Origin of the sequence: Erythrobacter ramosus, assembly GCF_009828055.1 — a bacterium.
Classification (GTDB): Bacteria; Pseudomonadota; Alphaproteobacteria; order Sphingomonadales; family Sphingomonadaceae; genus Erythrobacter; species Erythrobacter ramosus.
On sequence record NZ_WTYB01000002.1, the window covers coordinates 1,277,281 to 1,303,615 of the forward strand.

Annotated in this window: 31 protein-coding genes and 3 pseudogenes; 11 read left to right on the top strand and 23 right to left on the bottom strand. The window is 62.8% G+C overall.

The window, feature by feature from the left end; genetic code table 11:
• Positions 1–3: 3 nt before the first annotated feature.
• The 5 genes from GRI59_RS15945 to GRI59_RS12770 all read right to left on the bottom strand — a co-directional run bounded on the left by GRI59_RS15945 (position 4) and on the right by GRI59_RS12770 (position 2,413).
• On the bottom strand, positions 4–138 hold the full coding sequence (locus GRI59_RS15945; RefSeq protein WP_272917021.1) for a hypothetical protein: 135 nt from the start codon (positions 136–138) through the stop codon (positions 4–6).
• Between the two features lie 28 nt (positions 139–166).
• Positions 167–823, bottom strand: coding sequence for an SCO family protein (locus GRI59_RS12755; RefSeq protein ID WP_237440792.1), 657 nt, complete (start codon positions 821–823; stop codon positions 167–169).
• Positions 816–1,337: a copper chaperone PCu(A)C gene (locus tag GRI59_RS12760; RefSeq protein ID WP_160761510.1), complete on the bottom strand. Its 522-nt coding sequence runs from the start codon at positions 1,335–1,337 to the stop codon at positions 816–818. Before GRI59_RS12760 ends, GRI59_RS12755 begins: the two co-directional genes overlap by 8 nt.
• Positions 1,338–1,528: 191 nt before the next feature.
• Positions 1,529–1,942, bottom strand: coding sequence for a DUF2946 family protein (locus tag GRI59_RS12765; protein ID WP_160761511.1), 414 nt, complete (start codon positions 1,940–1,942; stop codon positions 1,529–1,531).
• Positions 1,943–2,020: 78 nt separating this feature from the next.
• Positions 2,021–2,413 carry a MerC domain-containing protein gene (locus tag GRI59_RS12770; protein WP_160761512.1) on the bottom strand — a complete coding sequence of 131 codons (393 nt, stop codon included), beginning with the start codon at positions 2,411–2,413 and terminating at the stop codon, positions 2,021–2,023.
• Between the two features lie 82 nt (positions 2,414–2,495).
• Here GRI59_RS12770 and GRI59_RS12775 point away from each other — a divergent pair.
• Positions 2,496–3,749: pseudogene (locus GRI59_RS12775) on the top strand (GTP-binding protein).
• 144 nt (positions 3,750–3,893) lie between these two features.
• Positions 3,894–4,580 (top strand): hypothetical protein, encoded by a 687-nt coding sequence (locus GRI59_RS12780; protein WP_237440793.1) that lies wholly within the window; start codon positions 3,894–3,896, stop codon positions 4,578–4,580.
• 225 nt (positions 4,581–4,805) lie between these two features.
• On the opposite strand, the pseudogene GRI59_RS12785 reads toward GRI59_RS12780, so the two are convergent.
• Positions 4,806–5,692: pseudogene (locus tag GRI59_RS12785) on the bottom strand (IS3 family transposase); the annotation flags it as partial.
• Positions 5,693–5,924: 232 nt separating this feature from the next.
• Here GRI59_RS12785 and GRI59_RS12790 point away from each other — a divergent pair.
• On the top strand, positions 5,925–6,224 hold the full coding sequence (locus GRI59_RS12790; RefSeq protein ID WP_237440794.1) for a hypothetical protein: 300 nt from the start codon (positions 5,925–5,927) through the stop codon (positions 6,222–6,224).
• On the opposite strand, the gene GRI59_RS12795 is transcribed toward GRI59_RS12790, so the two are convergent.
• Together GRI59_RS12795 and GRI59_RS12800 are read right to left on the bottom strand one after the other, a co-directional pair.
• Positions 6,221–6,709 (bottom strand): isoprenylcysteine carboxyl methyltransferase family protein, encoded by a 489-nt coding sequence (locus GRI59_RS12795; protein WP_160761513.1) that lies wholly within the window; start codon positions 6,707–6,709, stop codon positions 6,221–6,223. The genes GRI59_RS12790 and GRI59_RS12795 overlap by 4 nt on opposite strands.
• Positions 6,706–7,755 (bottom strand): type III polyketide synthase, encoded by a 1,050-nt coding sequence (locus GRI59_RS12800; protein WP_183363634.1) that lies wholly within the window; start codon positions 7,753–7,755, stop codon positions 6,706–6,708. The genes GRI59_RS12795 and GRI59_RS12800 overlap by 4 nt, the downstream gene beginning before the upstream one ends.
• A 219-nt stretch (positions 7,756–7,974) precedes the next feature.
• Here GRI59_RS12800 and GRI59_RS12805 point away from each other — a divergent pair, with 219 nt between their 5' ends.
• The gene (locus GRI59_RS12805) at positions 7,975–9,489 is read left to right on the top strand and encodes a DHA2 family efflux MFS transporter permease subunit (protein WP_244958078.1); all 1,515 of its coding nucleotides are present in this window, start codon (positions 7,975–7,977) and stop codon (positions 9,487–9,489) included.
• Positions 9,490–9,756: 267 nt separating this feature from the next.
• On the opposite strand, the gene GRI59_RS12810 is transcribed toward GRI59_RS12805, so the two are convergent.
• Positions 9,757–10,068, bottom strand: a complete 312-nt coding sequence (locus GRI59_RS12810; RefSeq protein WP_160761516.1) for a UrcA family protein — start codon at positions 10,066–10,068, stop codon at positions 9,757–9,759.
• Between the two features lie 200 nt (positions 10,069–10,268).
• Between GRI59_RS12810 and GRI59_RS12815 the strand changes: the two genes are divergently transcribed.
• Together GRI59_RS12815 and GRI59_RS12820 are read left to right on the top strand one after the other, a co-directional pair.
• On the top strand, positions 10,269–11,315 hold the full coding sequence (locus tag GRI59_RS12815) for a helix-turn-helix domain-containing protein (protein ID WP_160761517.1): 1,047 nt from the start codon (positions 10,269–10,271) through the stop codon (positions 11,313–11,315).
• A gap of 92 nt (positions 11,316–11,407) precedes the next feature.
• The gene (locus GRI59_RS12820) at positions 11,408–12,226 is read left to right on the top strand and encodes a sterol desaturase family protein (RefSeq protein WP_160761518.1); all 819 of its coding nucleotides are present in this window, start codon (positions 11,408–11,410) and stop codon (positions 12,224–12,226) included.
• A 353-nt stretch (positions 12,227–12,579) separates the two neighbouring features.
• Here GRI59_RS12820 and GRI59_RS12825 read toward each other — a convergent pair whose 3' ends face one another.
• The 6 genes from GRI59_RS12825 to GRI59_RS12850 all read right to left on the bottom strand — a co-directional run bounded on the left by GRI59_RS12825 (position 12,580) and on the right by GRI59_RS12850 (position 18,803).
• Positions 12,580–14,496 carry a sensor histidine kinase gene (locus GRI59_RS12825; protein ID WP_160761519.1) on the bottom strand — a complete coding sequence of 639 codons (1,917 nt, stop codon included), beginning with the start codon at positions 14,494–14,496 and terminating at the stop codon, positions 12,580–12,582.
• 66 nt (positions 14,497–14,562) lie between these two features.
• On the bottom strand, positions 14,563–15,681 hold the full coding sequence (locus GRI59_RS12830; protein WP_160761520.1) for a DUF1176 domain-containing protein: 1,119 nt from the start codon (positions 15,679–15,681) through the stop codon (positions 14,563–14,565).
• A complete protein-coding gene (locus tag GRI59_RS12835; protein ID WP_160761521.1) occupies positions 15,674–16,249 on the bottom strand; it encodes a DUF3592 domain-containing protein in 576 nt (191 codons plus the stop codon). The genes GRI59_RS12830 and GRI59_RS12835 overlap by 8 nt, the downstream gene beginning before the upstream one ends.
• Complete coding sequence (locus tag GRI59_RS12840; RefSeq protein WP_160761522.1) at positions 16,246–16,857, bottom strand: hypothetical protein; 612 nt, start codon at positions 16,855–16,857, stop codon at positions 16,246–16,248. Before GRI59_RS12840 ends, GRI59_RS12835 begins: the two co-directional genes overlap by 4 nt.
• A 26-nt stretch (positions 16,858–16,883) precedes the next feature.
• A complete protein-coding gene (locus tag GRI59_RS12845; protein ID WP_160761523.1) occupies positions 16,884–17,933 on the bottom strand; it encodes a hypothetical protein in 1,050 nt (349 codons plus the stop codon).
• 171 nt (positions 17,934–18,104) lie between these two features.
• Positions 18,105–18,803, bottom strand: coding sequence for a response regulator (locus GRI59_RS12850; protein WP_160761524.1), 699 nt, complete (start codon positions 18,801–18,803; stop codon positions 18,105–18,107).
• Positions 18,804–18,961: 158 nt separating this feature from the next.
• Here GRI59_RS12850 and GRI59_RS12855 point away from each other — a divergent pair, with 158 nt between their 5' ends.
• Positions 18,962–20,053 (top strand): hypothetical protein, encoded by a 1,092-nt coding sequence (locus tag GRI59_RS12855; RefSeq protein ID WP_160761525.1) that lies wholly within the window; start codon positions 18,962–18,964, stop codon positions 20,051–20,053.
• Between the two features lie 26 nt (positions 20,054–20,079).
• The gene (locus GRI59_RS12860) at positions 20,080–20,565 is read left to right on the top strand and encodes a DUF3617 domain-containing protein (protein WP_160761526.1); all 486 of its coding nucleotides are present in this window, start codon (positions 20,080–20,082) and stop codon (positions 20,563–20,565) included.
• Positions 20,566–20,649: 84 nt separating this feature from the next.
• Here GRI59_RS12860 and GRI59_RS15840 read toward each other — a convergent pair whose 3' ends face one another.
• The 5 genes and pseudogenes from GRI59_RS15840 to GRI59_RS12880 form a co-directional block, all read right to left on the bottom strand.
• Positions 20,650–20,895, bottom strand: a complete 246-nt coding sequence (locus tag GRI59_RS15840) for a DUF1963 domain-containing protein (RefSeq protein ID WP_237440842.1) — start codon at positions 20,893–20,895, stop codon at positions 20,650–20,652.
• 81 nt (positions 20,896–20,976) lie between these two features.
• A pseudogene (locus tag GRI59_RS12865) lies at positions 20,977–21,153 on the bottom strand (phosphoribosylpyrophosphate synthetase); the annotation flags it as partial.
• Positions 21,105–21,437 carry a cation:proton antiporter gene (locus tag GRI59_RS16060; RefSeq protein ID WP_419866804.1) on the bottom strand — a complete coding sequence of 111 codons (333 nt, stop codon included), beginning with the start codon at positions 21,435–21,437 and terminating at the stop codon, positions 21,105–21,107. The pseudogene GRI59_RS12865 and the gene GRI59_RS16060, both read right to left, overlap by 49 nt.
• Entirely contained in the window at positions 21,350–21,616 is a 267-nt protein-coding gene (locus GRI59_RS12875; RefSeq protein ID WP_183363589.1) for a mechanosensitive ion channel family protein, read from the bottom strand. The genes GRI59_RS16060 and GRI59_RS12875 overlap by 88 nt, the downstream gene beginning before the upstream one ends.
• Before the next feature lie 311 nt (positions 21,617–21,927).
• Positions 21,928–22,446 carry a DUF2853 family protein gene (locus tag GRI59_RS12880; protein WP_160761528.1) on the bottom strand — a complete coding sequence of 173 codons (519 nt, stop codon included), beginning with the start codon at positions 22,444–22,446 and terminating at the stop codon, positions 21,928–21,930.
• Between the two features lie 198 nt (positions 22,447–22,644).
• On the opposite strand from GRI59_RS12880, the gene GRI59_RS12885 reads away from it, so the two are divergent.
• The 3 genes from GRI59_RS12885 (at position 22,645) to GRI59_RS12895 (ending at position 23,512) form a co-directional block, all read left to right on the top strand.
• Entirely contained in the window at positions 22,645–22,878 is a 234-nt protein-coding gene (locus tag GRI59_RS12885; protein ID WP_160761529.1) for a hypothetical protein, read from the top strand.
• 282 nt (positions 22,879–23,160) lie between these two features.
• Entirely contained in the window at positions 23,161–23,316 is a 156-nt protein-coding gene (locus GRI59_RS12890) for a light-harvesting protein (protein WP_160761530.1), read from the top strand.
• Positions 23,317–23,329: 13 nt separating this feature from the next.
• Positions 23,330–23,512 (top strand): light-harvesting protein, encoded by a 183-nt coding sequence (locus GRI59_RS12895; protein ID WP_160761531.1) that lies wholly within the window; start codon positions 23,330–23,332, stop codon positions 23,510–23,512.
• Positions 23,513–23,692: 180 nt separating this feature from the next.
• Here the strand turns inward: GRI59_RS12895 and GRI59_RS12900 are convergent, their stop codons facing one another.
• From GRI59_RS12900 to GRI59_RS12910, 3 genes are all read right to left on the bottom strand, one after another.
• A complete protein-coding gene (locus GRI59_RS12900) occupies positions 23,693–25,105 on the bottom strand; it encodes an MFS transporter (RefSeq protein WP_160761532.1) in 1,413 nt (470 codons plus the stop codon).
• 407 nt (positions 25,106–25,512) lie between these two features.
• Positions 25,513–26,016: a hypothetical protein gene (locus GRI59_RS15845; protein WP_160761533.1), complete on the bottom strand. Its 504-nt coding sequence runs from the start codon at positions 26,014–26,016 to the stop codon at positions 25,513–25,515.
• A 98-nt stretch (positions 26,017–26,114) separates the two neighbouring features.
• Complete coding sequence (locus GRI59_RS12910) at positions 26,115–26,333, bottom strand: helix-turn-helix domain-containing protein (RefSeq protein WP_160761534.1); 219 nt, start codon at positions 26,331–26,333, stop codon at positions 26,115–26,117.
• Positions 26,334–26,335: the final 2 nt, after the last annotated feature.

Here is a 26,335-nt window from a genome sequence, read left to right on the forward strand (position 1 = left end):
CCTTCAGCCGGATCGTCGGCTCATGTCCGACGAAGCGATCTTGGGCGAGGTCGGGCGATGTGGCAAGCCGCCTTGCGCAATGGCGGGCGTGGCGAGCGAAGTTGCTGCATGCAGCGCGGCGAAGGAGACTTGGTTCATTGCCCTTCTGTCCTTGAATCGAGCGTGCTCAGCCCACCAGCCGCTTGAGCTTGGCGAGAGCATTGGGGCCCGTTTCGTCATAAGCGATGATCGACTGGAGCTTGCCCGATGCATCCATCAGGTACACGCTGGCGGTGTGGTCGATGGTATAGTCGCCGCCCTTGGTCGGCACCTTCTGGTAGAAGGCGCGGTACGCCTTCACGGCGCTGTCGACCTCGGCATCGGTGCCGGTCAGCCCGAGGATCGGGGTGCCGAACAACTCGACATAGCGGCCGATATCCCCCGGGCTGTCATAGCCAGGATCGACCGAAACGAAGACGATCCGGAACTTGTCGCCGTCCGGCCCCAATTGCTTGCGCAGCTGCGCCATGCGCGACAACGTCGTCGGGCACACGTCGGGACAACGGGTGAAGCCGAAGAAGATTGCAAAGGGTTTGCCCTTCAGGGTCTGGTCAGTGACGCGTGACCCGTCCGGCGCAGTGAGAGCAAACGGCCCGCCGATGCTCGCCGAATAGACGCTTTCGCTCTCTGGCGGCGTCGCACGATTGGGGGCGAACATCGCCACCAGCCCGACCCCGATCACCAGCGCCACCAGCAGCCACAGCATCAGCCGCAATGTCTTCAGCCCATCAGCGCGGGCGGGGGCCGAGGGTTCGTCCTCGCGTTCACGAAAGGGATCAGCCATGCTTGCCGTGCTCCCCTTCGCCATGCTCCATACCGGGAGCCATTGCCCCGGCGGGCTTGACTTCAAGTTCGGTCACGACCGAGCCCGCGCCTTCGAAGGTCAGCGTCAGCGGCACGGTCTCGCCTGCCTTGAGCGGCTGCTTCAGATCCATGAGCATGATGTGGAAACTGCCCGGCTTGAGCGTCACTTCGCCGCCTGCGGGCACGTCCAGCCCGTCTTCCAGCTGGCGCATCCGCATCACCCCGCCGTCCATGCTCATAGTGTGGATCTCGACCCATCCGGCGACCGGCGTGCTGCCGCCAGTGATGCGGTCGGCGGCGGTGCCAGTGTTGGCGATTGTCATGAAGGCACCGCCTGCGTTCTGGCCCACAGCGGTCTCACGCGACCACGGCTCGGATACCGCGATGATGCTGGCGGCGGTCTCAGTGGCGGCGGGGGTTTCGGCAGCGGGATTACAGGCGGAAATGACAATCGTGCTCGCTAACAGGGCAGCGGCAAAGAGCGGGCGGGTCATGCTGAAATCTCCTCGGGTGATGGATTGTGGCGCGCGCTATTCTGGCGCGGCGCGGCAAAAGCGGCGGGTTAATCCGCCAGTGGTTGCCCGCTGGGGCAGTCCATTATTGCAAACATGGGAATGATACTCCGACAGCCCGGCGCGTCTCTAAGCGACGCGCGGCGGGCCTACCGATACACAGGGGTACAGTGTCAGGTGGTCGCCGGAGGGCCGCGCAGTTGCGGGCGCAGGAAGGGAATGTCGCGCAGCGGGAGCGCGGGTAGCGGGGCAATCCCGATCAGCAGGATAAAGGCCAGCGCGGTGGCCAGCAGAACCGGGTCTGCCCCGCCAAGCGCGAAATGGCCGAGGCCGGAGAATGCGCAAACCTGCCCCTTGTCTGCCATGTCGGAATGATCGCCGTCCGTGGCTTGTTTGCCCCCAATGGCGATCTGCATCTGCTTGGGAGTGCCACTGGCATCCGAGCAGATCGTCACAGTCAGGAACCGGTCGCCGCTGGCCGCCAGCATGAACCCGGAAGGCACCGCGGCCTTTATCGCCAGCGCAAAAGCCAGCAGCACCAGCGTCAGCCGGGCATGGTCACGGAACAGGGTGCGCAGGCGGTTCATGCCCGAGTGCCCATAACGGCGGAGGTGCGCGATGTCATTATGTCTTGGCCCGCAGTGGTGGCGGCGGCCGCCACTGCGTCAATGCCGGTGCATACGGCGCAGCCGCGCCCAATGCGCCGCCAACAGCAGCGCTGCTCCGGTGACCGTCAGCGCCTGCTCACCCACCTCGCTGCCGATGAACAACCCCCCGATCAGCGCGGCGAAAGCCGCCAGCACCAGTCCAATTTGCCAGCGTCCTGAGCTTGCGCGCAGCAGCACCGGGCCGCTCACCAGCAGCACCGGCAGGATCAGCGCGGCGTGGAGCCACTCGTTCTCGCGCAGCCCCTCGGGCAAGGCGGCGAGCATCACCACCGGCACGCTCGCCAGCAGCCACGGCAGCGCAATGCAATGCACCAGGCACAGCGCCGACAAGCCCATGCCAAAGCGGTGCCACGGCGCCTCGCTGCACGTTAGTGGTGGTGAACTAGCCATGCCTCATTCCTATTGAGTTATGTTACAACATCACTTAATGCGCGAGCACGTCATTACAAGCCGCAGCCCACAGGATTTCCGCATGACCGCCTCCGCATCCGCTCAGTTCAGCGCCGACCCCCGCCTGCCCGTCACCGTGCTGTCCGGCTTCCTGGGCGCGGGCAAGACGACGCTGCTCAACCACATCCTCGCCAACCGCGAGGGCAAGCGCGTGGCGGTGATCGTCAATGATATGAGCGAGGTCAACATCGACGCCGATCTGGTGCGCGGGGGCGAGGCGGCGCTGTCCCGCGCGGAAGAAACGCTGGTCGAAATGACTAATGGCTGCATCTGCTGCACCCTGCGCGACGATCTGCTGAAGGAAGTGCGCAAGCTCGCCGGGGAGGGCCGCTTCGATTACCTCGTGATCGAGAGCACCGGCATTTCCGAACCCCTGCCCGTGGCGGCCACCTTCTCGTTCCGCGACGAATATGACGAGTGCCTCGGCGATGTCGCCCGGCTTGATACGATGGTGACAGTAGTCGACGCGCTCAATCTTCTGGCCGACTATTCGAGCACCGATCTGCTCTCGGCACGCGGCGAGACGGCCGGTGAAGGCGATGATCGCAGCCTTGTCAGCCTGCTGGTCGAACAGATCGAATTCGCTGACGTGGTGATCGTCAACAAGGCAACTGCCGTGCCGCCCGAACAGCTCGCCATGGTTAAGCAGGTGGTCGCCTCCTTGAACGCAGATGCGCGCATCATCACGGCGGATTTCGGTACGGTCGCGCTCGATACCATTCTCGATACCGGGCTGTATGACGAGGAGCGTTCAGAACAGCACCCCCTGTGGATGAAAGAGCTTTATGACTACGCCAGCCACCGGCCCGAGAGCGAAGAATATGGCGTCGAAAGCTTCGTATACCGCGCGCGCCGCCCGTTCCATCCGGCGATGTTCTACCGCTTCCTGACCGGCGATGTGCTCGACACAGTGATCCGCGCCAAGGGCCATTTCTGGCTTGCCACCCGCAGCGATTTCCTCGGCGAGCTGGCGATTGCCGGGCACCAGAAAAGCGTCAGTCGCATGGGCCGCTAGTGGGCCGCCGTGCCCAAGAACCGTTGGCCGGACGATGGCAGTTTCGAAGAATTCGTGATCCGCCACTGGGATCCGGTCTGGGGCGACCGGCGGCAGGAACTGGTGTTCATCGGCATCGGACTGGACAGGGCGGCAATTACCGAGGCGCTCGATGCTTGCCTCGTGCCGACGGACGCCTTCACGCCCGATCAGTGGGAAAACCTCAACGATCCTTTCCCCGCATGGGGCGAGGCGCAGACCACGCTCGAACCGGCGGAATGACGGTAGCGGCGGCACCTTCGCCGATCCGAATCTTGTTGCCCGCTATGTGGATGCGCGGGAGCGCTTCGTTCCCGGTCACCAGGACATCCTGCGCCTGATGGAGCAAGCTCGACAATGGCGGGCACATCACACAATGTCCGCCGCATGACGTCTTCGTTCCCGCATCAGCCTCCAACGTGGCCACTTCTGGCATGGCTGACAGCAGGCTTGGCCGGGGTTGCGGCACCAGCGCTCGCCATGCTGCTGTTGCACAATGCACCCGCCACTGCGCCGATCGTTCAGGTCACCGGACCGATCCTCGCGGTCGGCCTGATGGGAGCCGGCATGATCTCAGCGGCCATCGCCGGGAGGCTGTGGATCGGTATCGCGCTGGCGCTGCTGACGGCGACTGGTCTCATCTGGCTCGCCCACGCGCTGGGCATGCCGCGGTTGGAGCAACCCGTAGCAACGGGGTTGGCCGTCATCATCGCCAGCAGCAGCTTCGCCGCACGCGGCACCCTGTTTGCCCGCAGCGCAGCCGACAAGGGCTGGTGGATCGCCGTCGCCGTGGTCGCAGGAGAGGCCGCGGTCGTCGTAACCGCCGCAGCGATGCCGGGGGCCCTACCCGGTTGGCTGCTGGCCTTGTTACCGGCTCAATGGGCCAGCATGGCAATCCAGTCAGCGCTCACCAGCCCCGGCGCACCGGCAGCAATTGCGGCCCTGTTCGCCCTCGGCGGGACGGCAGCAGCGACGTTACTGGTAGCCCACTTATGGCCAAGGCGCTGGCCTTACCTGATCATGTTTACGACCTGGCTCGGCTTCTCGGCGCTGGTCTGGCGCCAGATCGGGTAGTCGCAAGCTCGCATCGGAAGTAGCCCAAAACACTGCTTTGATGACAAAATGCTTGGCATAGTCAGCTGCCCAATGGAACCTCGCATGGCCCGTGCCCTCAACATGACCGGCCCTCACTGAGTGGTCCGTGTTGATTGTTAGTGCAAGATTACCTCCTGCGCCATGGCTGGCCGCAGGTGGAGCGAAGCGGAACCGGAGGGCAGCCATGGCAGTGTCGCCGTTTCCGGGGCTGCCGGGCGTGATGTAAAGTGTCTTCACACCGATCCTAGCCAGCCACTGCTGCACGGCGTTGGCGATAAATTCCGGGCCATTGTCCGAGCGTATACGCGCTGGTGGCCCGCGCGTGACGAACAGTTCAGCCAGCGCTGCAAGCACATCCTCGCTCCGAAGCCACCGCCCCACCGGCAAGGCCAGGCATTCTCTGCTGGCTTCATCGATGATCGACAGGATACGGAACTTGCGACCATCGTGGGTCCGATCCTCAACAAAGTCATAGGACCACACGTGTCCCGGATACTCAGGCCGAAGACGGATGCATGATCCGTCATTGAGCCAGAACCTTCCCCGCTTCGGTTGCTTTTGCGGCACCTTGAGGCCTTCACGCCGCCAGATCCGTTCCACCCTCTTGCGGTTCACATGTCAGCCTGCCTCGCGCAGCAAGGCCGTCACCCGGCGATAGCCGTAGCGACCATATTGTCTGGCCAAGGCGATGATGTCCTCGGTCAGCGAGGCTTCGTCATCTGCCCCACGCGGCGTCTTGCGCTGTGTCGATCGATGTTTCCCGAGAACGCGACACACCCGCCGCTCAGACACCGGCATCATGCTCTTGATGTGATCGATACAGCGCCTGCGGCGCGCGGGGCTCAGAAGTTTCCCCGTGCGGCCTCCTGCAGGATCAGCTTGTCGAGCGTTAGATCCGACACTGCCCGGCGCAAACGGGCGTTCTCCTTCTCCAACTCCTTCATGCGCCGGGCCTGATCCATCTTCAGACCACCATATTCCTTGCGCCAGCGGTAGTAGCTCTGCTCGGTGACGCCAATCCGGCGGCAAGCATCAGCAACGGTTCCTCCCTGCGCCAGCACGATCTCCGCTTCACGCAGCTTGCCGATGATCTCTTACGGCTTGTGATTCCTCGCCATTCCATTCCTCCTTCGTGGCCAATTCTAAAATAGAAATTGGGCCACTCAGAAGGGGGCAGATCAGCGCAGGAGATCGAATGACGGCAAGCTTCGGTTTAGGCTGATCGCCCTTTTTGCGTGCCTTGACCTCAATATTCACTGATGGTTCAAGCCGATCACCGCAATTGCCCCGCACGATGTCAGAGCATAAAAGGAAATCCGGAGTATGAAGCGGCGTGGAACTGACGGTATCGCTCTTTTCATCGGAGCAATTGCGGCGTCGATTGCCATGACCAGCCCAGCCTTTGCAGCGCCCGATCCGGGCAAGAAGGCCTGTGTGCAAGAAGCGCGCAAACTTTGCCCCGCCGAGATGAAATCGCTGAGCCGCAAGAAGGTTGAAGCGTGCATGATCCGGAACATCGAGAAGACATCCCCAACATGCAAATCGGCGATGCTCAAGATCAAGGCCGAGCGCGAAGCCTTGGCCCGGCGTCAGACGCGGGGTCAGACCGCGACGTCAAATTAAGCGGGGGAATAGGCCGCATTCTCCGCCCGGATGCGCACCCACAGCATCGCCGCATTGAGCACGGAATACAGCGCCGCCACCCAAACCAATCCGAACATCAGCGGCACGACCGCGATCTCGCAGATCACGACGAAGTAGTTCGGGTGACGCATGATGCGAAATGGTCCGCTCGAGATCGGCGCTTCGTCTTTGGGAACGATGATCCGCGTCGTCCAGCGCCGTCCCAGCGTCGCCAGCACCCAAACGCGCATGGCCTGCAGCACCGCGAAAACTGCGAGCAAAGCCATGTTCACCGGAGCGCCGCCGACCATGGCCCATAAGACAGCCAGCCACGAGGCGTGCATCAGCACCATGACCGGGTAATGTGATCGCCCGAATTCGACCGCGCCGCGCGCCAGCAGCGCCTTGGTGTTGCTCTGCGCAATGATCAGTTCGGAAATCCGCTGAAGCGTGATGAAGATCATGATGGCATAGGGCAGCGTCATGCTGGGCTCCGCAAGGTGACCGTGCTGGCCGTGAAACCGGGGCCGAGCGCGGCCATGACAGACAGTGGCGCAAGCCCGCTTTGGCGCACCCGGTCGAGCACAAACAGAGCAGTCGGCGCAGACATGTTGCCGTGCATTCGCAGAATCTCGCGTTCATCATTTAGGCTGCCCTGCGGCAAGGCGAGCGCGGCCTCGATCGCGTCGACGACTTTTGCGCCGCCGGGATGGCAGATGAAGCGGTCCACTTCGCCGATCTGCAAGCCCTGGGGGGTCAGCATCTCTTCGACCGCCCCGCGAAATTCCTTCCGGGCGAAAGCGGGAATGGCGCGGTTGAGAACGACGCCCAATCCGGCGGGCTCCATCTGCCACCCCATGATGTCGAGTGTGTCGGCCCAGGTCTTTTCGGCGCTGCCGGAAATCTGCGTGAACCCTTCGTTGCCGGGCCGGACAACGCAGGCCGCCGCACCGTCACCGAAGAGCGCGGTTGAGACGATGTCCGCCTTGCCGACATTCTCGGTCCTCAGGGCCAGACTGCAAAGTTCCACCGTAACAAACAGGACCGTGGCGCCGTGGCCAACCCGCGCGAGTTTCGCGGCGAGGCCCAGTCCCGAGACACCCCCGGCACAGCCAAGTCCGAACACCGGAACTCTCGACACATCGCTGCGGAACCCCATCCGGCTCATCGCTCGGGCTTCGAGGCTCGGTGTGGCAATGCCGGTGGAGGATACGGTGACGATGACGTCAACCTCGTCGGCTGCGATCCCTGCTTCGGCCAGCGCCTTCTCCGCCGCTTCGACAAACAGGTCGAGCGCCACCTCAAGGTAGACTTCGGTGCGCTCGACGATGCTGCGCGGCTGCATATACCAGGCAACCGGTCGGGCCAGCTGGCGAAATTCGATCCCGGCATTGCCGTAGATCGAGCGAAGCCTGCCGAAATCTTCAAAGGCGCTGCCGAGCAGCTGTTCGGCAACCTGCGCACCTGTCGTTTGATCAAGGATATTCAGAGGGGTCGCCGTAGCGAGCGAGTGGATGCTTACCGGAATCATCAAGGGAGCCTCATATGAGCCGATTCACCGGCAATCTCATTCTGGTTTTTCGCGGGAACGGCACGACAAGAGCGTGGTTCTGCTAAGCCTTACGACGCCGGTCCAAAAGCGGATGCTAGTTTCCTTTAGTCAGGACCGGGGTCTTCGGCTACCGATCATCCGATGAATGGCAACGAAATACCCGAGGCAAGTCTTAGGACCTGGGCCGGTTTTATATTCATGTGCATCGGCATGTTCATGGCGATCCTCGACATCCAGATCGTCGCAACATCTCTGCCCACAATCCAGAGCGCGCTGGACATCGGCGCGGACCAGATGATCTGGATCCAAACCGCCTATCTCACCGCAGAAATCGTGGCGATCCCGCTGACCGGTTTCCTGACCGCAAGGTTGGGCATGCGCTGGCTGTTCGTGTCTGCGGTTGCGGTGTTCACCATTGCCTCAGTCGGCTGTTCTGAAAGCCAGACCTTCGCCTCGCTGATCGCGTGGCGGATCGTTCAGGGCTTTGCGGGGGGCACTTTGATCCCGGCCGTTTTTTCCGCGGTGTTCCTGCTGTTTCCGCAGCGTTCGCAGGGAATTGCTACCACCATCGCCGGGGTTGCCGCGGTCTTCGCGCCGACGGTTGGCCCGATCGTGGGGGGCTGGATCACCGAGACATACTCGTGGCACTGGCTGTTCCGGATCAACGTCTTGCCTGGCATTCTGGCGGCGGTCGGGGCGGCGGTTACGCTGCGCGGTGCGGCCAGCAACATGCGCTCCGTCCGGACGGTTGATGCGGCCGCGCTGACCCTTCTGGCGGTAGGGCTGACCGCGCTTCAGATCGGCCTGAAGGATGCGCCCACCGATGGCTGGCTTGCCCCTAACGTGGCCGCGCTGCTGCTGGGCTTTATGGTGTGTGCGGTATTGTTCGTCTGGCGCACTGCCCGGTCGGGAGGCCCCTTGGTCGAACTGCGGTGCTTCAAGGATCGCAACTTTGCCATCGGCTGCGCGCTGAGCTTCATTCTTGGCGTGGGGCTGTTCGGTTCGACCTATCTGATGCCGTTCTTCCTCGGCCTGGTGCGCGAACATGATGCGCTGCGCATTGGCGAGATCATGCTGGTCACCGGCATCGCCCAGCTTATCGCCGCGCCCGTCGCAGTCTATCTCGAACAGCGCGTCGGCGCGCGATCGCTCACCGTGTTCGGCTTCGTCCTGTTTGCAGCGGGCCTGCTGATGAGCACCAACCAGACCGCGCAGACCGATTTTGCCGAAATGCTCCTGCCGCAGGTCTTGCGGGGCGTTGCGACCATGTTCTGCCTGCTGCCCCCGACGCGGATGGCCCTGGGCCGCCTGTCGCCCGAATTGGTGGCGGACGGCAGCGGCCTGTTCAACCTCATGCGCAATCTCGGCGGGGCCATCGGCCTTGCCCTCATCGACACAACGATCTTCAGCCGCGCCGCGACCTACGGGGCGAGGATCGTCGAGGAATTGAAGGCCGGGAACATCGAAACGGCGGTCAGGATCGGCATCCCCCGCGATGCTTTCCTCGAACAGCTTGGCATACCGCCCGACGAATTCACCCAGGAGATGATCCGTCCGCTGGTGGAAAGACAAGCCTTGGTCGAGGCCATCAACGATGCATGGCTGTTGATCGGGGTACTGACAGCCCTCGCGGTGATACTCGTCTTTTTTGTTCGCCGCATGCCGACCCAGAATACGGGCGATATCGATGGTGATGGCGTTCCATCCCGATAGGACCGATAGCGCTGGAAATATCGATCTTCTGAAACAGGAGCTGTCATTTAGGCTCCAAAATTTGTTCGGCCGCTTCCGACCCAGATCCGGTCGTTCACGTCCGCCAAACTGAACGACTGTTACGCCCGGAAGCCGCCATGCCCCTTTCGGGATCGCGCATTGACCGTGCTAATGACCGATAACGGGTGGAAAGGCGGATAGCGGCTATTCTGCCGCAACCGCAGCATGTCTCAAGCAACGCGTCCCTGTCCAATCAGATTTTCAGCGTTAGCCACCCCTATCCGGTGTCGGATCGCTTGCGGCAGTCAAGGTCTTCACCGCGGCATCGGCGTTTGTCTGCGTTTCCCGAATACACCTGCGCTCTCTGCGGATGTTCTGCGGCAGGTGTTCCAACGCTTGGGCTTTGCACATCGCCCTGGCGGCGCGCTGAATTCGCAGCGCGAGAATGCGCTGCCCCTTGTCCGATCCAAAATCTAGGTCGCCGGCTTCGACTGCGATGCTTTGCGGAACAGGGGCAGCGGTTGTGACGGCCGGAACCGCCAAAGTGGCAAACCCGAGCAGGATATGAATGAGCTTCATGATCGTTTCCTTCAACATGGCACCGCTCACCAATTTGAGCGGCGATGCATCGGAGGTGGCCGCGCGGCGCCCTTGACGCTTCCCGGTTTCGAAATCGGGCTGGTCATTTTCGGATCGCACAAGGCTGATGGATTCCGAACAGACTGGGCGATTCCGGAATCGGCTTGCCGCTCCTGCAGGGCTCTGGCAGCCAGATGCCCATGACAGCTTTCGAACAGGTCGATCAGATGGCGCGCGGCGGGTCGATCGCTTTGCTGGCCTTGTGGAGCTGGATCTTGATCCGCGACCATTGGCGCGATGTCCCAGCGCGCCTCGCTGTGGCGATGAACGCGGCGATCTGCAGCTATCTGCTCGTGACCGCGGGCTGGTATGGAGAGCGGAACATTGTGGGCCTTGCCTTCGCGCTGGGTGCGGGAACGACGCCGGGGCTGTTCTGGCTGTTCTCTAAGGCCTGGTTCAACGATGAAAAGCAGGTCGCCCCGATCAGCGCGTTGCTGGTTGGCCTGTCGGTAGTCAATACATTGGTGGTGCAGCTGACATTCCCCACTGGCGGAATCGCCAACACGATTTCTGCCGTGTTGTTCAGGGTCTCAATGCTGGGTTTTGCGGCCGCGGCGCTGTGGGAAGTCTGGCGCAGCCGAGAGGGCGATCTGGTCGAACGGCGGCGGCGGATCCGGCCCTTACTCGTGTGCGTTGTGGCGATCTATGTCATTGTGATCGCCATTGTCGAGATGGGCTCCTCCCGCGGCCTGCCCCGCGGTTCTTTGCAGCAGGTGGTCGCCAGCGGCTCTTTGTTCGGTGTTTTCGGCTTTTGCGCAGTGCTGCTGCGTATGCGGCAGGCCGACATGTTCGGCGCGGCAGAGGTCTCGGGCACGCCGGCGAAACCTCCACCGAACCCGGGCGATGATCCGCTGTCCACCCGCTTGCTGCAGTTCATGGCGGATCATCTGCCGCACCGCGATGAGACCTTGTCGATCGCCAAGCTTGCCGCGCTGCTGGGCGAGCAGGAATACCGCCTGCGCCGCACGATCAACCGCCAGCTGGGCCACCGCAATTTTGCTGCCTTCCTCAATGGCTATCGGCTTGCCGAAGTGAAGGCGGCGCTGGCCGATCCTGCGCAAAAGGACGTGCCGATCATCACCATCGCGCTCGATGCCGGTTTCGGCTCACTCGGTCCGTTCAACCGCGCCTTTCGTGAGGCCGAGGGCATGACCCCAAGTGAATTTCGCGCCCGCGCCGCTGGCTGATTTCGAAATCGGCTAGCCGATATTGGAGATAGACGCGCAGAGAAGTGCAGAGAGCGCCAGATGGCGGCCATCACCGAACGAAAGATGAGATCATGCCCACCGGAATTCCCCCGCTTGATATCCTGCTCACCAAGGGGCATTTTATATTCGCGTTCGATTTCGGGCGCTATCTGGCCGCCGCCTCGGTCACCTTTGCGGTGGTCTGGTTGCTACGGCGAACGGCGATGAGGGCGCGCAAGATCCAGGCGCGGGAGGCCACGGCTGCCGACATGCGCCGCGAATTTCTACAGTCGCTGCAATCAGCGCTCGTCTATGTGGTTGGTGCCTGTTTCCTGATTTGGGGGCGCGAGGTCGGGCTGCTTCATTCGGTGTTCGGCGAGGGCTTTGGCCTTGGTATTGATCTGCTAATCCTGGCCGGGATCATCATCGCGCATGACGCCTATTTCTACTGGTCGCACCGGTTCATGCATCATCCCCGGCTGTTCAAGCACTTCCACCGCGCACATCACCGCTCGATCACGCCGACGCCCTGGGCCGCCTACAGTTTCGCGATCCCCGAGGCGGCGGTGATGTTCATGTTTGTGCCCCTCTGGCAATTTTTCGTGCCGACACCGGGTTGGGTGATGTTCACTTGGCTGAACTTCCAGATCATCCGCAACGCTATGGGTCATGCCGGTTTCGAAGTCTTCCCGCGCTGGTGGCTGGATTCGCCGCTCACCCGCTGGATCAACACGACTGTGCACCATGACCTGCACCATAATGGCGGCTTCACCACCAATTACGGCCTCTATTTCACTTGGTGGGACAAGTGGATGGGCACCGAACACGCGAAATACCACGAGAAATTTCTCGAGGTGACGGGGCGCACGCAGCAAATTGAAGCGCAGGCCGTCGGCAAAGTGACAGCCTGACCGCGCCGATCCTTACGCAACTGGGTGATGGACGCAGGTTGGTGGAACAACCGCTAAGGGGTCGCTTGCTGAATGTCGGGTTTTGGGAAACAAACCTCGAATAGCCGCCATTCTCGACTTGAGAAGGGCAGTGACTGCTGCCTACCAGACCCGGTCGTTCCCGATCAGAGGGATGAACGTCCGCTGCCCCCGAAAGTTGCCGTGCGGCTCTCGGGACCCTCGCTCGACCCCGCTTGTGACCGCAAATTGGTGGTTAGCCGCCTCAAGAATGACCGTTGCAGAATATGTTCTCTACCGCTCTCTGCGAGCGGGTCGAAAACGACAATTACTTCAAGCCAAAGGATTCGGCCAAGTCAGTTTGCGTCGTCGGTATCGATCACAGGCACTTCTAGCGTGAGGCGTGTGCCTTCCGGCCCGCTATGAATGGCGAGCGCCCCGCCAAGGTTGCGTGCGCGGGTCTCCATGCTGGTAAGCCCGCGTCCCCGGCGATAGCCTTCAGGGAGGCCAGTGCCGTTGTCGCGGATGGTGATGCGGATCGGGCCTTCCACCGGAGACGCGCTCTCCACCGCGATCCGCTGCGCGCCCGAATGGCGCAGCGCGTTGGTCACCGCCTCCTGCAAGATCCGCAGCACTTGCAAGGTCGGGCGCGGGCCGAGGTCAATGGTCTCGTCCACCTCCGCCACGAAATCGAGCGCAATACCCGCCGCCTCGATCTGGCCGCGCACTCGGTGTTCGAACGATCGCAGGGTTTCGGCAAGCCCCTCTTCGGCCGAATCCATCGAATCGACGATCAGTCGCAGATCGGCGATACTCGCCTGCAAGCCCTGCTCGACCTCGACCGGGCTGGCCCCGCCGCTCCGCACCTGCATCATCAGCCCGAGCAGCTGCCCGCCGATCCCGTCATGCATGTCGCGCACGATGCGCTGCCGTTCGACCAGCATGACCTCGCGCTGGAGCATCTGCTTTTGCGCATCATAGCTGCGTTCCAGCTTGGCGGTCTGTTCGACCAGTTCCGCGGCGAGGATCGCGTTGGATTGCACCACGGTATGCCGCGCCTCGCTCGCCTGCCGGGCCAGTGACAGGATCATCGACAGGCCCAGCGGCACCCCGACGATTGGCGACCAGGGCAGCGTCAGCGGCAACGACCGGTCGAACAGCGAATGCAGCTCGAAGATGCTCCCCAGCCGGTCGAGGATGAAGAACGAGAAGCTGACGATCAGCACCAGCCGCTCGAACCACCAGGCCCAGCCGCCGCGTGCTGCCGCAATCGCGAGCAGGATCGAGGCAAGGGCGCACATGGCGCTGACGAACCAGAAGGAGGCTTGGAGCGTGGAGCCAACCAGCCGGGGCGCACTGGCCGGATCGAAATGCGCCCAGAGCATCGGCAACGCCAACAGCAGCGGCAGCACCAGCCACGCCCAACGCAGCACGCGTGGGGGTAGCACCCTCACCGCGCCGTCGCTCTGGGCATAATGCATCGCCGACAGCCCGATCCCTGCGCTGCTGACCAGATACAGCCATATGGTAATGGCAAAAGGCCAGCTTGGCGGGATGTAGGATAGCACCGCCGTTGACGCCGCGCTCAGCCCCAAGAGCAGCATGATCGCGTTGATCCGGGGGCGGTCTTCGCGCGGCCAGATGACCACCGCGCACAACAGCACCGTGAACAGCTGGATCGCGATGCCGGCCAGCGGGAGATCGAGCAGCATGAAGGTGCGCCAGCGGTGGGCGCCCGCCAGAGCATCAGCATCGCCAATGGCAAAGGTCGGGAAATCATTGACCGTGCCGGTGCTGCGCACGTCCAGCTCAAGCGTGTTGGCACCCTTCCGCAGCGCGGCAGGGGGCAGCGGCACGAAATGCGGGCCGACATTGAGGCTGCCTTGCTGGCGCGAGACGGTGACATCGGGCTGGGCGATCATGCCGTTCAGCCGGATTTCGGCGACATCGTCCCGCAGCGACATGTAAAAGCCTAGCGGTGCGTGCGGATCGGTCACATCGAAGGGGATGACAAAACGGGCATAGGCCGCGCCCGGCACCAGCGGAGCGTAATAGCCCTGCTGTTTCTGGCGCTGCGCAGTGAAGGTCTCGCCCGGAGCAATCACCCGGCGGTCTTCGTCCAACGCCTTGAGGGTGATGGCGCTGCGCTGATCAATCTCGGCAGGACGGGCGATCCGCTCCGCAAAATCGACCATTGGCCAGAACAACATCTGCGAAAACAGCAGGAATAGCCCGGCAAGCAGCGCTGTGCGCAGTCTTGGCGACAGGTTCATGCAGCCCCTCCTGATAGGCCGCAAGGCAGCCCTTGTCCAAAATGCTGTCCCCCACAGCACAGCATGTCAATCCGGCACCGCCCGGTAGGTTTGCAACCATTGATGCAGTGGTATCCCGTAACAGGACGGCATCTCAACCGCGTCAATCATCTCGAATTCGTAGCCCGTCCACGCCCAGCGCCGCCGCCAGCCGCACTTGCCATCGGAATAGGCGGTGATCATGCCGCTCGCCGGATCGAAATCGCTGTTGGGAAGGATCGGCAATTCGGCCGGGCGGCCCTGTTCGGGGCGCGGCAGCATGAAGGGCGCAAAGCCCCGCCCAGGTGTCTCGATCAGCCACAACCGGCGCGGCGCGTAGGGATTGCCCGAGCAGCCGACGGCGAGCAGGAATTGGCCGGTCGAAAGCCGATAGCGGGCGCGCAAGGGATCACGTGCGACGAGATCCGCCTCGGGGCACAATTGGGCGCGGGCGGCAAGAACGCCGGCCGCGATCCCGGTCGGCATTTCGAGCGCGGTTTCCTCGCCTCGCACCACAGTAATGCGCGGCAGCGAAGGTTCGGGCGGAACGGTACGCGTTGGCCTTGGCCCCTTGGCGAAGATCGCCGTCACCGTGCCGCGGCGCTGCTGCACCTCGTCGATGTAACGCATCGCAGCGGCCAGCCCGCTAGTGGAGATGATCCCATGCATCGCTCCGTCGGCAAAGCGGGTAGCGGCGCGGCTGCTGGTGACGCTTTCCGCCATGAAGGCCGCGACATCGCCCGGGGCAAGCTCATAGCGCCCCGGCTCGATCTGGACGAGGCGATAGGCGCGCCCCGTGCAGTCGCCATCGCATTCGGTATAGACATGCAGGCTGGCGGGGCCGGGGCCTTTGCCCGCCTCACCCCAAACCGTGGTGTCGATAAACACCCGCGGGCGCGCGTCAGGCCCTGCCCGGCGCTTCACCCAAAGCTTGGGCATCGCGTAATCGCCCGGATCATTCGCTTCGATGCGCGCGACATATTCGCGCGACACGCTCAGCGCGGTGCAATTGCGGGCGTTGTCGCAGGCGACCGACCAATCGGAGAACTCGCTTACCTCGGGCGCGGTCCATTGGCCGGGCGACGAATCCTCCGCGCTCACCCCGCCGCCGATGTCGGCAAGCGCAGCGATGGCGCAGGCAAGGGCACGGCTCAGGGCGCTAAGCACGGCCCGCCATGCGCTGCCGCCAGCCACGCCGGATCAGCCACGCGCCAGCCAGCATCATCGCCGCAATCGCGGCATAATACTTGGCGAAATAGGCCGCCGACGTCTCGGCCTCCACGGTAGAGACCAGCTTCATCTTGCCCGGATCACCCGGCAGGAAGGTGACCGTCTGGCGGGACCCGACCGGGCTGGCCGCCTGTTCGGGCTGCGAGACCTCGAAAGTCGTCGTCGTCAGTGCAGGAAAGCGCGAGTGGGCAAGTCCCGCCCCCCTGGCCCATTCGGCATAGGGCGTGCGCGCCATTACATCAAAGCGCACTTCGAGAAGGTAGGAGGTGGTCGAACGGTCCCGCCCCTTGCGGCTTGTGCTGCTGTTCTCGCGGCTGTCATGGGCGACGACTTCCCCCTCGGCGACCACGCCATTGACCTTGAGCAGGGCGTGCTCGTCCGCTTCGGTGTGGATGATTACCAGCACGAAGGGCGCGATCAGGCACAGCGCCAGACCGATCATCAGCGTCAGTTCGCCTGGCTTGCCACGGTTTCGCGCCGGGAGCGTGTAGGCCGCGCCGTTCATGCGCTTGCACCCGGGACGGGGAGCGGCATCACCTGCGCCGCCCCGCGCAGCGCCGAGGCACGGCTGATCCGCCAGCCGATCACGGCAAACACCAGCATCGCTGCCAGCGACATGACGATGCCGGGGTAATAGCTGGCAGGGTCGAAATCGCGGATGCCCTCGATCAGTTCAGGCCCGTCCCCGCTGTAGGGTGTGTCGACCACCACAAAGCTGTCACCCACCTTGGTCGTCTCGAAGGCGGCGTTCGACACCCAGATGACTTCGCTGAACTCCGAATCCGTCATCGGATTGCCCGTCGCCGGCGGGGCGGAGGGAATGTCGGCCTGCCCGGTATAATCGGCATATTTAAGGCCGGACTTGGGGTTGAACCGCACCGTCAGCACCTGGATGTCGGTGGTGCGCGAGCGGCCCTTGCGGGTAGTGGTGGCCAACGTATCGCGCTCCATCCCGATCACCACAGCGCGGGACACCGTGCCTTCGGCGCGGTAGCGGTCGATGAAGGACTGGTCCTCCTGCATCCGCATGAAAAACACGAAGGCGATGATCAGCGCGAGCGCAGCGCAGCATTTGAAGACGAGGCCGATCCACGGCCGGGCATTGGCATTCATATGACGTCCCCCCTGTCAGATGGTGGTCAGGGAACCCCTACCCTGTTGGCCGGAAGGGGCGCATTCCCTCCATCTGAGGGGGGTGCTTCGGCGTAGCGCCAGCTGGTCGGGGACCAGACCTTGGGCCAGTAATCATAGGGCACCGCACGGCACCGGGTGTAGCGGCGGTGAAGGATCATCTCGAAGGCCTTTCCCGAAAAGCCAAACTTGACCCATTGGCCACAATCGATCCGATCCATGCGGGGGAGTTGCAGCGCCAGCAGCGAATCTACGCCGAACCCGGCATAATCATGGCGGCGGATTTCTCCGGCCGTGTCGCGCAGTTCGAAGTGGATCGGCTCGGCGCCGTCGGAGTGCATGAAGATGTGGTTGCCTTCGGGACATTCGGCGATCCACAGCCTGTGTTGCGGGCCGATGCTATAAACGAAGGGCCGGTTGGGCAGCGCGCGGTTGGCGCAGGCGTGCTCGACTGTGTCGGGCACCGCACCCAACTCGGCAGTCTCGGCGCGTAGCACGGTGTAATGGTATTCCTTGAGCCACTCCGCACGCTCGGCATCGGTCAGGCGCGGGCGGACGGGGTGTTGCAGACGGTCCATCCGGCGCATCAGCCGGTCCAGATTGCCGCGCGGGATCCGGGCGATCACCCGCTCCCCGTTGTGCACCGCTGCCCCCGGCCAACGGCGCAGCGCGGCAATGATGGCGGCAGCGCCCTCGGGCGAGGCGCGGTAGGCTCCGTCGGCTTCGCGCTCACCAAAACCGAGCGGCAAGGCCACTTCGCGCCGCAGCCGTCCGCGCGGGATCAGCCGCCAGTGATCCTCCGGAGGCGGCACGGCGAGTGCGCCCGTCGAATCGAGGAACGCCATGCGCAGAAGCGGTCGGGCATCGTGAGCAACCCCGCGATCGATCATCACCACCGCGCGTACTCCGACATGATTGCGCGGCGGGGTGACCACGCCGATGATCTGGCAGACAAGCGAGGCGTTGCATTGCAACGTCCAGTCACCCGCATTCACCGGACGATCAAGCTCGCGCAGATAGTCCGGCATTTTGTCACCGGCGCTGGCAGGGTCAGCCATGACTAGCAGCATCGGACCAAGGCACAGGGCGGCAAGGCGCACGTCAATTGTCCGTTCTGTAGCGGATACGGTACATGCACACACCCCTCAAGATGCTGATTTCCCATGGTGCTTTCGGCCTATCGCGAAAACGATCATATCCCCTCAAAGGAGGGGGTGGCCCTGCCGCGCCTACTCGCGGTCGATGCGGATCAATTTGGCCTGAATCGCTTCGAACACCGCCTCGCCGCGCGATTTGACGTGCAGTTTGCGGTAGATGCCCTGCACATATTCGGCGACCGTATAGGGCGAAAGGTTCATTACCCGCGCCGCTTCCTTGCGGCTTAACCCGCGCGCGAGATATTCCAGCAGCTCGCGTTCACGCGGGGAGAGGTGCGGTGCATCAGGCCCGGCAGTTTCTGCGACAGGTTCATCGCGCACAAGGCTCAGCAAGTGGCTCGCGGCGCGCGCGCTGATCGGGGTCTCGCCCGCCAGCGTCGCCCGGACATGAGCCAGCACCATGTCGGCACTGGTATCCTTGAGGATATAGCCATCCGCGCCGGCCTTCAGCGTGCCGAGCACACTTGCCCGATCCTCGAAAACGGTGAAGACCAGAACTCGGCAGGCCGGCACCTTGGTGCGGATCGCCTCAATCACAGTGATCCCGTTGCCATCAGGCAGGCCCAGATCGAGCAGCGCCAGATCGGGCATCAGATCGACCAGCGGCAGGCCATCGGCCAGCGTGCCTGCATCGCCCACTACCGCGATATCCCAGGCCGCCGCCAGCGCCCCTTTGGCATAGCTCCGCAGCCGCTCGTCATCCTCGACGATGATGACACGGGCCGGACGCGGCGGTGCCTCGGGGGCGGGATGCTGTGTGCCTTGCGCCATGGTGTTGCTCGTGGTGCCCTGAGGTCGGGGCCTTGTCCACTCTCCGGTGGCACTATCGCCTTGCTCGACCTCAATCTCATCCCCGCCAGATGAGGGGATGGCCCGCACGTCATCATCGCCGCAACATGGGAGCGTCAAAGCCACACGGGGAGGGCATCATGCGCAAAATCTGGATCGCAGCTTTATCATTGGGGTGCACGGCGCTGGCTGGGACGGAAGCCGCTGGGCAGGATCCGTTCAAGCGGTTGCGTGATGTGATCGGCAAACCCGCGCCCCCCACACGGGAAAGGCCCACGCGCCGCCCGCTCCCGCAGCCCGCCGTCGGTCCGGCACAGGCGTCGTCCCTGCAAAGCAGTGGCAGCATTCCCGATCAGGGCGTCCACAATGCCGTCCACGCCGCCCATCAGAGCCAGATCGTGTTCACCCGCCGCGATCTCGGCATCGGCGCAATCACCGAAAGCGACATCGCGACTGACTTTACGTTGGGCGAACCGATGTTCTTCCGCGTCTTCACCGAAAATTCCGCCGTCAACGCTATTGCCGCCGCCAACAGCGTGGGCGCGCGCGAGGTCTATGCCGACGGCGTCCACTATATCGCCCGCTTTACGGTGGGCGGCCAGACCTTCGACACCGACATCTTCCCTTGGGGCAATCGCAAGGATCACGAGACATGGACTACCTGGCGCGGACAATTCGTCAATCCCGGCAACGCACAGCTGACGCCGGGTACCGACGCCTTCCTCGAACTGCTCTCGCGCGCCATAATGGCAGGTGTGCTGAACCCGGGGACGCACACGGTGACGATGGAGGTGATCCCCCAAACAAACACTGAGGCTCAGACCAAGCTGAAAGCGGACGTCGTTGCCAAGGGTAGCTTTACGCTGCGCGTTCCGCCCGGCATCTTCAAAGCGGGCAACACCGCAGTCTGCGGCGCAGGGCGCGGCGGGGCCGGAACCGCGGCGACCGAGGCGCGCGCGCTGAGCGAAGCCAAGCGCTATTGGGACTGGGCCGATTTAACCCCGGTCAAAGCGGTCGCGGTTGGGCGCGAATGGAAAATCACCGTCAATGAGCTAACCAGCGTGCCCATCGAACGCGCGACCGACGTGACGATTATGTCGCGGGGCGCGAAGTATTGCGCTGCACACCGTCACACCGTGACCGAAGCCTATGCGGGCGGCGGCACCTTTGCGCCCGGCGGGCTTTCGGTGAACTTCACCCCCGGATACATCCCCTGCGGTTGCCTCAATTGAAGCCCGCTCATTTCAAGGAAACCTCTATGAAACAAACGCTTGCCACCTTGCCGCTGATCGCCATTCTGGCTGCCTGCGGGCAGGCCGATGGAGAGCTTAATCCGGGCAACTGGAAAAGTACGATGGCCATGAGCAAGTTCGACATCCCCGGCGCGCCCCCTGAAGTCGCAGAGCGTGCCAAGACGATGCTCGGCCAGAGCCAGACCACCGAGGCCTGCATGAGCGAGGCCGAGGCCAAGGCCGGGGTGCGCTCGATGTCGAACTCGATGCAGCAGGGCGACTGCACGATGGAGGATTTCAAGCAAGGCGGCGGCACCATGTCAGGCACGATGGTGTGCGAGGGCACCGGCGGCGGCTTCGGCGCGCCCAAGATGGCGATGACTGGAACTTACACCGCAGACAAGGTGACAATGGTCATGGCGGGCGAGATCGCCGACGACAAGCTGCCCGGCGGCAAGGCCAATATGGAAATGAGCCTGACCAGCGAACGCACAGGCGAATGCAAACGCTGACCGGCAGCTTTCAGGTACTGCCATCGTCTACCGCAATGGCAGGAAGTGGGTGGATTCCGGAATGTCTGCTTCGCGAACCGCCCGTCACGCCTCCCGCCAAGCTCTGACCCTGTCAAAGTTCCCAGCTTCCATGTCAGCAGCATTGATCGAGACATAAATTAGCCCAAGGGCGCCACAGATCCACCCAGTCGCTGCGTCTGAGGCAAGCTGGAACAGTAGGATGTGCCCTTTTTTCAGCGGATCGCCATAGACCGTGTCGATTTGCCCGCCGAGCTTGTGGGGCTTGTCGCATTCGAGATTTCGCAACCGAGGCTCGAGATTGGCCACCATATCCGGGTCGAATCCATCGGCCGAGGCCGGCGGACTGACATAAGTGTCGAGCACCTCCCAAGGCAGGACTCTGTCGAGGCTGTCGACGATGTCGAGCGGGGCGTTGTCGAGGCGCTTGGCCAAGGCCCGCGCGCGCACCACGCCGCCGACGTCGGGAGAGACCACCATCAGCTGCTGATCGCCGTAACTCGCCTGAATATCTGCCGCCATCATCCCGGCGGCACAGAGATTGTCGGTCGGGATATCAAAGTCGCCTTGGTCGGACCGTGGAGCCGATCCAACAGCGAGGGCAAGCGCACCAGCCCCCAGCTACCGATCAGCGCAAAGGCGCCGCCGAGCACGATCAGCGTGCTGACGATCAGCTCGGGGAGAGAAGCGCCGCCGATCATTCGAAGATGTCCCCGCGCAGCAGGAACTTGGTGTAGGCCTCCGTTCCGATAAAGCCGACCACCGCTCACAGCGCATACCTGATGATGTTGCTGAGGAACTTGGCGACCGTCGGCTCGATCCGGGTGTTGCTGGTCAGCGCGAGGTCGGCCCATTTCGACAGCAGCCGGGCGAGGATCACCCCGATCACCAGCACCGCCACGGCGCCGGTCAGGTAGGCAAGGTTCACCTTGAGCCACAGCCACGCCTCTTGAGCGACGTTGATGTCGTCGGAGCGATTGACGATCAGCGGGGTAAGCTTGGGTGGGGATGATGTCGCAGTCGCTCGCACCAATCCGGACTTGCCGGGGTAGCGCTGGGCCCACCCGGCAACGCCTACGGGCCTCTAGCGTTCAGCGCTTGGCCGCGCGTGAGCAGGATTGCCACTCGCACGGCGCCGCCGCATCCTCGCCCGGGCCGGCCTGGCAGCGCGGCTAAACACGCTCCGCCTGGTCTGCGGATTCGCGAGCGGCACACAGGCCGGGCAAACACAACGCGGCCCGTGCGTTGGCTCTCTCTCCAGTGCCATAAGGTCAGGAGCGGTCGGTGCGGCCGTTCTGCCGTTGCGGCCGCTTTCGGTGCCGATAGCGATTTGCGGTCAAAGCGTCAGCCACCAGCAGTGCTGGCAATCGCTGCAACCAGCGCCAGGATCCCGCCGCTCAGACCAGCCAGAGCCCCAAACATGAGATCGGTGCTGGGGCCGCCGACGGACGTGCCCCGGGGGGGGCCGTCAAACATGGTCGCCGCCCATGGCGCCAGGGGCCGGGCCGGTTCGGCCGATGGCGGCGCCGCGCGGAAGTGTCCCAGCTTGTCGAAATGGTCGGCAAGAAGGTAATATGCCGTCACCCGGTGGGGCGAGGTGGTGTCGCTCATCCGCTCGCCAACTGCGCCGATGGCGGAGTCGAGCACGGCGTCAGGATCGGACAGGCCGAGCGTCTTCTTGCAGAAATTTTCGCGTACACCGCGCGTGTCGGCCGGATTGCCGAACGACACCAGCGCCGAGTCGCGGGTTTTGAGCGCAACAAGATTATGACGCACGATCCCGGCGATCGCGCCGTTATCGGCACTGGGAACATAGCGCTTGACGTCATCCGCCCAGTCGATGGCTCGGGCTGCATTGGACATATCGACCTCCTTCGCTCCGTTAAGGAGCCCAATTGTTGTCGATCCCGAGGGCGTTCTAGCAGAGGTTCGGTGCAAGCCCAAATCTTTCTCGCACCTCCACCTTAATTCTGTTTCGCCAGAGACCCGGATGGGGCCCGTTGGCGCTCTCGAGAGGGGAGTGCAAAGCCAACTCATCCGCTCACAGGAATGGCCATACACATGGCATTTCGTCCGCTCTACGACCGCGTCGGCGTCATTTCAGACTGCCAACGAAGAAATGAAATCAATACTTTAGTGCCATTGGAAGGGCAAGTTTTTCAACAGAATCGGGTGGAGAGCTGCCTTTATTTCACGCGGCGGGCCGACAGCATCGGCCATCGTCTGGCGCAGCGCATGATGATTGGTGAAAACGTGACGCCGGCAGGCGCTCGTCCACTCACGGTCGTCCCGTGAGACCACCACCGGACCGGCCAGTACCCCTTGGGAAGGCGTGATCGGTGCCAACTTTTATTGACATTGCAATATGTTCAACAAAGTTGACGTTTGTCCTGTAAAGTGCAACATTGAATTTGCATCAGGCCGCTTACCCGACTCGATGCCTATGGCCGTATTCGCAATTTTCTGATGCGGTTCATGGAGAATTCCACATCCACGCTAATTGCATCCCAAGGGAACAAGGCTGGGGTCATTACCGAGTTTCCGCGAATGCCGTAACCGATCAAGGAGGTTCGCCACATGGCAGGTGATGACACAATGGTTTACCCAACAGGGCTGACGGAAGCGCAGGCCCTGGAAATCAACGACGGGCTGAAATGGGGGACGCGGATTTACTTCGGCATCGCCGTTGCCGCTCATGTGCTGGCGTTCGTTTTGACGCCGTGGCTCAAGTAAGGGAGGCCAGACGATGAAAGAAGGTCGTATTTTCCTCTATGTCAGCCCGAATGTGATCATTCCGATCATGTTCCTCGTTCTGGTGCTGGCGTCGCTCGCGGTTCATTACTCCATTCTCAGCAACACGACGTGGTTTGCCGATTTCTGGCAGGGAGCCGCTGTTACTGCCGAGGCTGCTGCAGCACCGGCTCCATAAGGCACAGCAGGTCCGCAGGGGCCTGAGGCTTGCACATTCCATCCAGCCCGCAAGGGCGGCGTGGACCACCCAACACGGAAGACCCGGCCCGCAAGCGCCGGGTCTTTCTTTATGTGCCGCAGACACGGGTTCATCTGGAAGCCGAAGCCAGCGCGCCCGCAGGCACATTGGCGGAATCGCTCAGACGCGCGGCAGCAGCCCGGCCTGTTCCTGCGGGCGGCGCAGCAGCGGCACCATGATGATCAGCGCCGCAGCCAGCAGGACCAGTTCCAGCACATAGACCAGAACATAGCCGGAGATCGCCGGGGGCCATCCTTCCACGATCACAAGGCCGCGGGCGAGGTCGCGCACCGCGCCGCCGATCGCCGCGCCCGCTCCGGCCGCGGTTGCCTGAACCGCGCCCCATGCCCCCAGCGCCATGCCGACCTGCCCCTTGGGCGCATCGCGCATCGTGGCGGTCAGCGTGCCGTGGCCGAACAGGCCGGCACCGCATCCGATTATCAGGACGCCGACCGAAAACAACGAGACCGATTGGATCGGCGCTGCGACAATGATCATTGCAAAGCCGGGCAGGCCCATCAGTGCGCCCGCCCCCGCCAGCCTGACCGGATCGCTGCCGCGGCTGAGGATCTGCGATGCGATCGTGAAGCCCACCAGGCTGCCCCCCGCCAGAATCGCGGTTAGCCGCGTTGTCATGCCCACCCCGAGGCCGAGCGCCTGACCGCCATAGGGCTCCAGCAGCACATCAGACATGGTGAAGGCCAGCGTCCCGATCCCGATCACGATCAGGCGGCGCAGCGCCTGACGCTGGACGATGAAGCTGTCCCAACTTTGGCGAAACGTCCCGGCCATGGCCGCCGGATCGGTTGGCGGCGGGCTCGAATTGAGCGCCTCCTGCTTCCATGTGGCGACAAGGTTCAGCAACACGGTGACCACGGCGCAACCCTGGATCACCTGGATCAGCCGCCCGGGAGTGAAATCGGTGAGAAAAGCGCCGAACGCCAGCGCGGAGACAATCGATCCCAACAGCAGGCTGACATACATCAGCCCGACAACATTGGCCTGCTGGTCCTCGCGCGCCAGATCGGTGGCAAGGGCAAGGCCGACCGTCTGCGTGATATGCACGCCCGCGCCGACCAGCAGGATTGCCACCGCCGCGCTGATCTGACCGATCCATGAAGGCCAGGCCGCCGATTGCAGCGCACCGCCGAGCACCAGCAGTGCAAAGGGCATCAGCGCCAGACCGCCGAACTGGATCATGGTGCCGCGAAAGATGAAGGGCACCCGGCGCCAGCCCAGCGCCGAACGATGCGTGTCGGAACGAAAGCCGATGAGCGCACGAAACGGGGCGACCAGCAGTGGCAGGGCGAGCATTACGCCAACAATCGTCGAGGCCACTTCAAGCTCGACGATCATCACGCGGTTGAGCGTGCCGACCAGAAGGGTCAGCGATATTCCGACCGAAAACTGGATGAGTGAAAGCCTGAGCAGGCGAGACAGCGGCAGATCGTCACTTGCGGCATCGGCAAACGGCAGCAGCCGCTTGCCCCAGCCCATCCAGAGCGACATCAGCTTTTTGTCGAACTGATTCACTACCGGGCCTTCGACCTTGAATAATTTGCACCTAGCGTCGGCCAACGGCATAAATGCCGCAACTCAGGTCCGCAATGGGGTCGTTTGCTGAATGGCAGGAATCTGCCAGAAGCAAGGCCAAGCCGCCATTCGCGGCTCGATCTGAGCAGTGACAGCTGCCGACCCAGAACCTGTCACTCGGTTCTGTCGCCTCAAATGTCTGCTGCTGGTAAATTCGGACATTTGAAAGTTGAACTGGGGACGGCAGGAAAGTCCCAAGACCTTCCGGCAGCTCCCGACCAGACCCAGTCATTCCCGATCATCAACGATATCGTCTGCTTCCGCCGAAAGCCGCCATTCCGTTTTCGGGATCGCGAAATGACCGCGCCCATGACCGCAGCTGGGTGGAAAGCGGACTTTGCCCGCCATTATTGGCTGCAAGGTGCGGCCTCATACTCGGTGCGGTTGACCACATATTCCTGGCCGTTCCAACGGATGACCGGAAAGCAAAATCCTGGGCCTCCAACTTCGATATCGGGCCAACCCTCCGCACCCTTTGTTTCAAGGAACCTGGGAATACCGATACGCTCGTCCAAGATGCGCCATGTACCATCCTGCCGCTGCGAGACGAGGTTAAAGCCATAGCCTGTCATCCCAAAACAGTAGGTGCCCCCTTCGGTTACAATGGCGTCAAAAAGGCCATCGCCGTTAAAATCGCCTCGCTCCATGATTGTGCCAGGTTCATAACTAACGGTCCCGGGATCCCCGCACTTACGCCATGATCTGTCGGAAAGCTCAAAACCCGCTGCTTTGAAGATCTCGTCATCAGGGACTGATCCGAAATTCTTGCTCGGTTCACTGTGCGGGCTTTCCTGAGCACAGGCAGCCTGGGGGAGCGCAAACGCGGCGAGTAGCAGTTGGATGGATCGCATGGGTAACCTCCGACTTCGACGTCAGCCTGTCGAATTTACTCCTGAATAGGCACCATAACAATTCTGAACCTGCAAAAGCTGCGTCTGCTCTCGGGTCGTTAGTCACCCTCCCAACCAAATACGTCTTCCAATCCGACATTAAACACCTTCGCAATGCGAAAGCCGGTCTCAAGGCTGGGTGAATAGCGCGCCTGCTCGATAGCAATGATCGTATGGCGAGAAACTCCGACCGCTTCTCCCAAGGCTGCCTGGCTCATCTGGCCATGAGCCTCACGGAGTTCACGGACCCGATTGGTAATTGGGGGTGGCTTACCCACGA

Coding starts and splice junctions, on each gene's coding strand:
- GRI59_RS12880 (WP_160761528.1), bottom strand. CDS start 22,446: ATGTCCAATGCAGCCCGAGCCATCGACTGGGCGGATGACGTCAAGCGC.
- GRI59_RS12765 (WP_160761511.1), bottom strand. CDS start 1,942: ATGAACCGCCTGCGCACCCTGTTCCGTGACCATGCCCGGCTGACGCTG.
- GRI59_RS12760 (WP_160761510.1), bottom strand. CDS start 1,337: ATGACCCGCCCGCTCTTTGCCGCTGCCCTGTTAGCGAGCACGATTGTC.
- GRI59_RS12800 (WP_183363634.1), bottom strand. CDS start 7,755: ATGATTCCGGTAAGCATCCACTCGCTCGCTACGGCGACCCCTCTGAAT.
- GRI59_RS12885 (WP_160761529.1), top strand. CDS start 22,645: ATGGCATTTCGTCCGCTCTACGACCGCGTCGGCGTCATTTCAGACTGC.
- GRI59_RS12805 (WP_244958078.1), top strand. CDS start 7,975: ATGTGCATCGGCATGTTCATGGCGATCCTCGACATCCAGATCGTCGCA.
- GRI59_RS12890 (WP_160761530.1), top strand. CDS start 23,161: ATGGCAGGTGATGACACAATGGTTTACCCAACAGGGCTGACGGAAGCG.
- GRI59_RS12820 (WP_160761518.1), top strand. CDS start 11,408: ATGCCCACCGGAATTCCCCCGCTTGATATCCTGCTCACCAAGGGGCAT.
- GRI59_RS12780 (WP_237440793.1), top strand. CDS start 3,894: ATGACGTCTTCGTTCCCGCATCAGCCTCCAACGTGGCCACTTCTGGCA.
- GRI59_RS12755 (WP_237440792.1), bottom strand. CDS start 823: ATGGCTGATCCCTTTCGTGAACGCGAGGACGAACCCTCGGCCCCCGCC.
- GRI59_RS12835 (WP_160761521.1), bottom strand. CDS start 16,249: ATGAACGGCGCGGCCTACACGCTCCCGGCGCGAAACCGTGGCAAGCCA.
- GRI59_RS15840 (WP_237440842.1), bottom strand. CDS start 20,895: ATGGTGGCCAATCTCGAGCCTCGGTTGCGAAATCTCGAATGCGACAAG.
- GRI59_RS12845 (WP_160761523.1), bottom strand. CDS start 17,933: ATGGCTGACCCTGCCAGCGCCGGTGACAAAATGCCGGACTATCTGCGC.
- GRI59_RS12850 (WP_160761524.1), bottom strand. CDS start 18,803: ATGGCGCAAGGCACACAGCATCCCGCCCCCGAGGCACCGCCGCGTCCG.
- GRI59_RS12795 (WP_160761513.1), bottom strand. CDS start 6,709: ATGACGCTGCCCTATGCCATCATGATCTTCATCACGCTTCAGCGGATT.
- GRI59_RS12810 (WP_160761516.1), bottom strand. CDS start 10,068: ATGAAGCTCATTCATATCCTGCTCGGGTTTGCCACTTTGGCGGTTCCG.
- GRI59_RS12815 (WP_160761517.1), top strand. CDS start 10,269: ATGACAGCTTTCGAACAGGTCGATCAGATGGCGCGCGGCGGGTCGATC.
- GRI59_RS12895 (WP_160761531.1), top strand. CDS start 23,330: ATGAAAGAAGGTCGTATTTTCCTCTATGTCAGCCCGAATGTGATCATT.
- GRI59_RS12825 (WP_160761519.1), bottom strand. CDS start 14,496: ATGAACCTGTCGCCAAGACTGCGCACAGCGCTGCTTGCCGGGCTATTC.
- GRI59_RS12860 (WP_160761526.1), top strand. CDS start 20,080: ATGAAACAAACGCTTGCCACCTTGCCGCTGATCGCCATTCTGGCTGCC.
- GRI59_RS12790 (WP_237440794.1), top strand. CDS start 5,925: ATGAAGCGGCGTGGAACTGACGGTATCGCTCTTTTCATCGGAGCAATT.
- GRI59_RS15945 (WP_272917021.1), bottom strand. CDS start 138: ATGAACCAAGTCTCCTTCGCCGCGCTGCATGCAGCAACTTCGCTCGCC.
- GRI59_RS12770 (WP_160761512.1), bottom strand. CDS start 2,413: ATGGCTAGTTCACCACCACTAACGTGCAGCGAGGCGCCGTGGCACCGC.
- GRI59_RS12855 (WP_160761525.1), top strand. CDS start 18,962: ATGCGCAAAATCTGGATCGCAGCTTTATCATTGGGGTGCACGGCGCTG.
- GRI59_RS12840 (WP_160761522.1), bottom strand. CDS start 16,857: ATGAATGCCAATGCCCGGCCGTGGATCGGCCTCGTCTTCAAATGCTGC.
- GRI59_RS16060 (WP_419866804.1), bottom strand. CDS start 21,437: ATGGGCCGACCTCGCGCTGACCAGCAACACCCGGATCGAGCCGACGGT.
- GRI59_RS15845 (WP_160761533.1), bottom strand. CDS start 26,016: ATGCGATCCATCCAACTGCTACTCGCCGCGTTTGCGCTCCCCCAGGCT.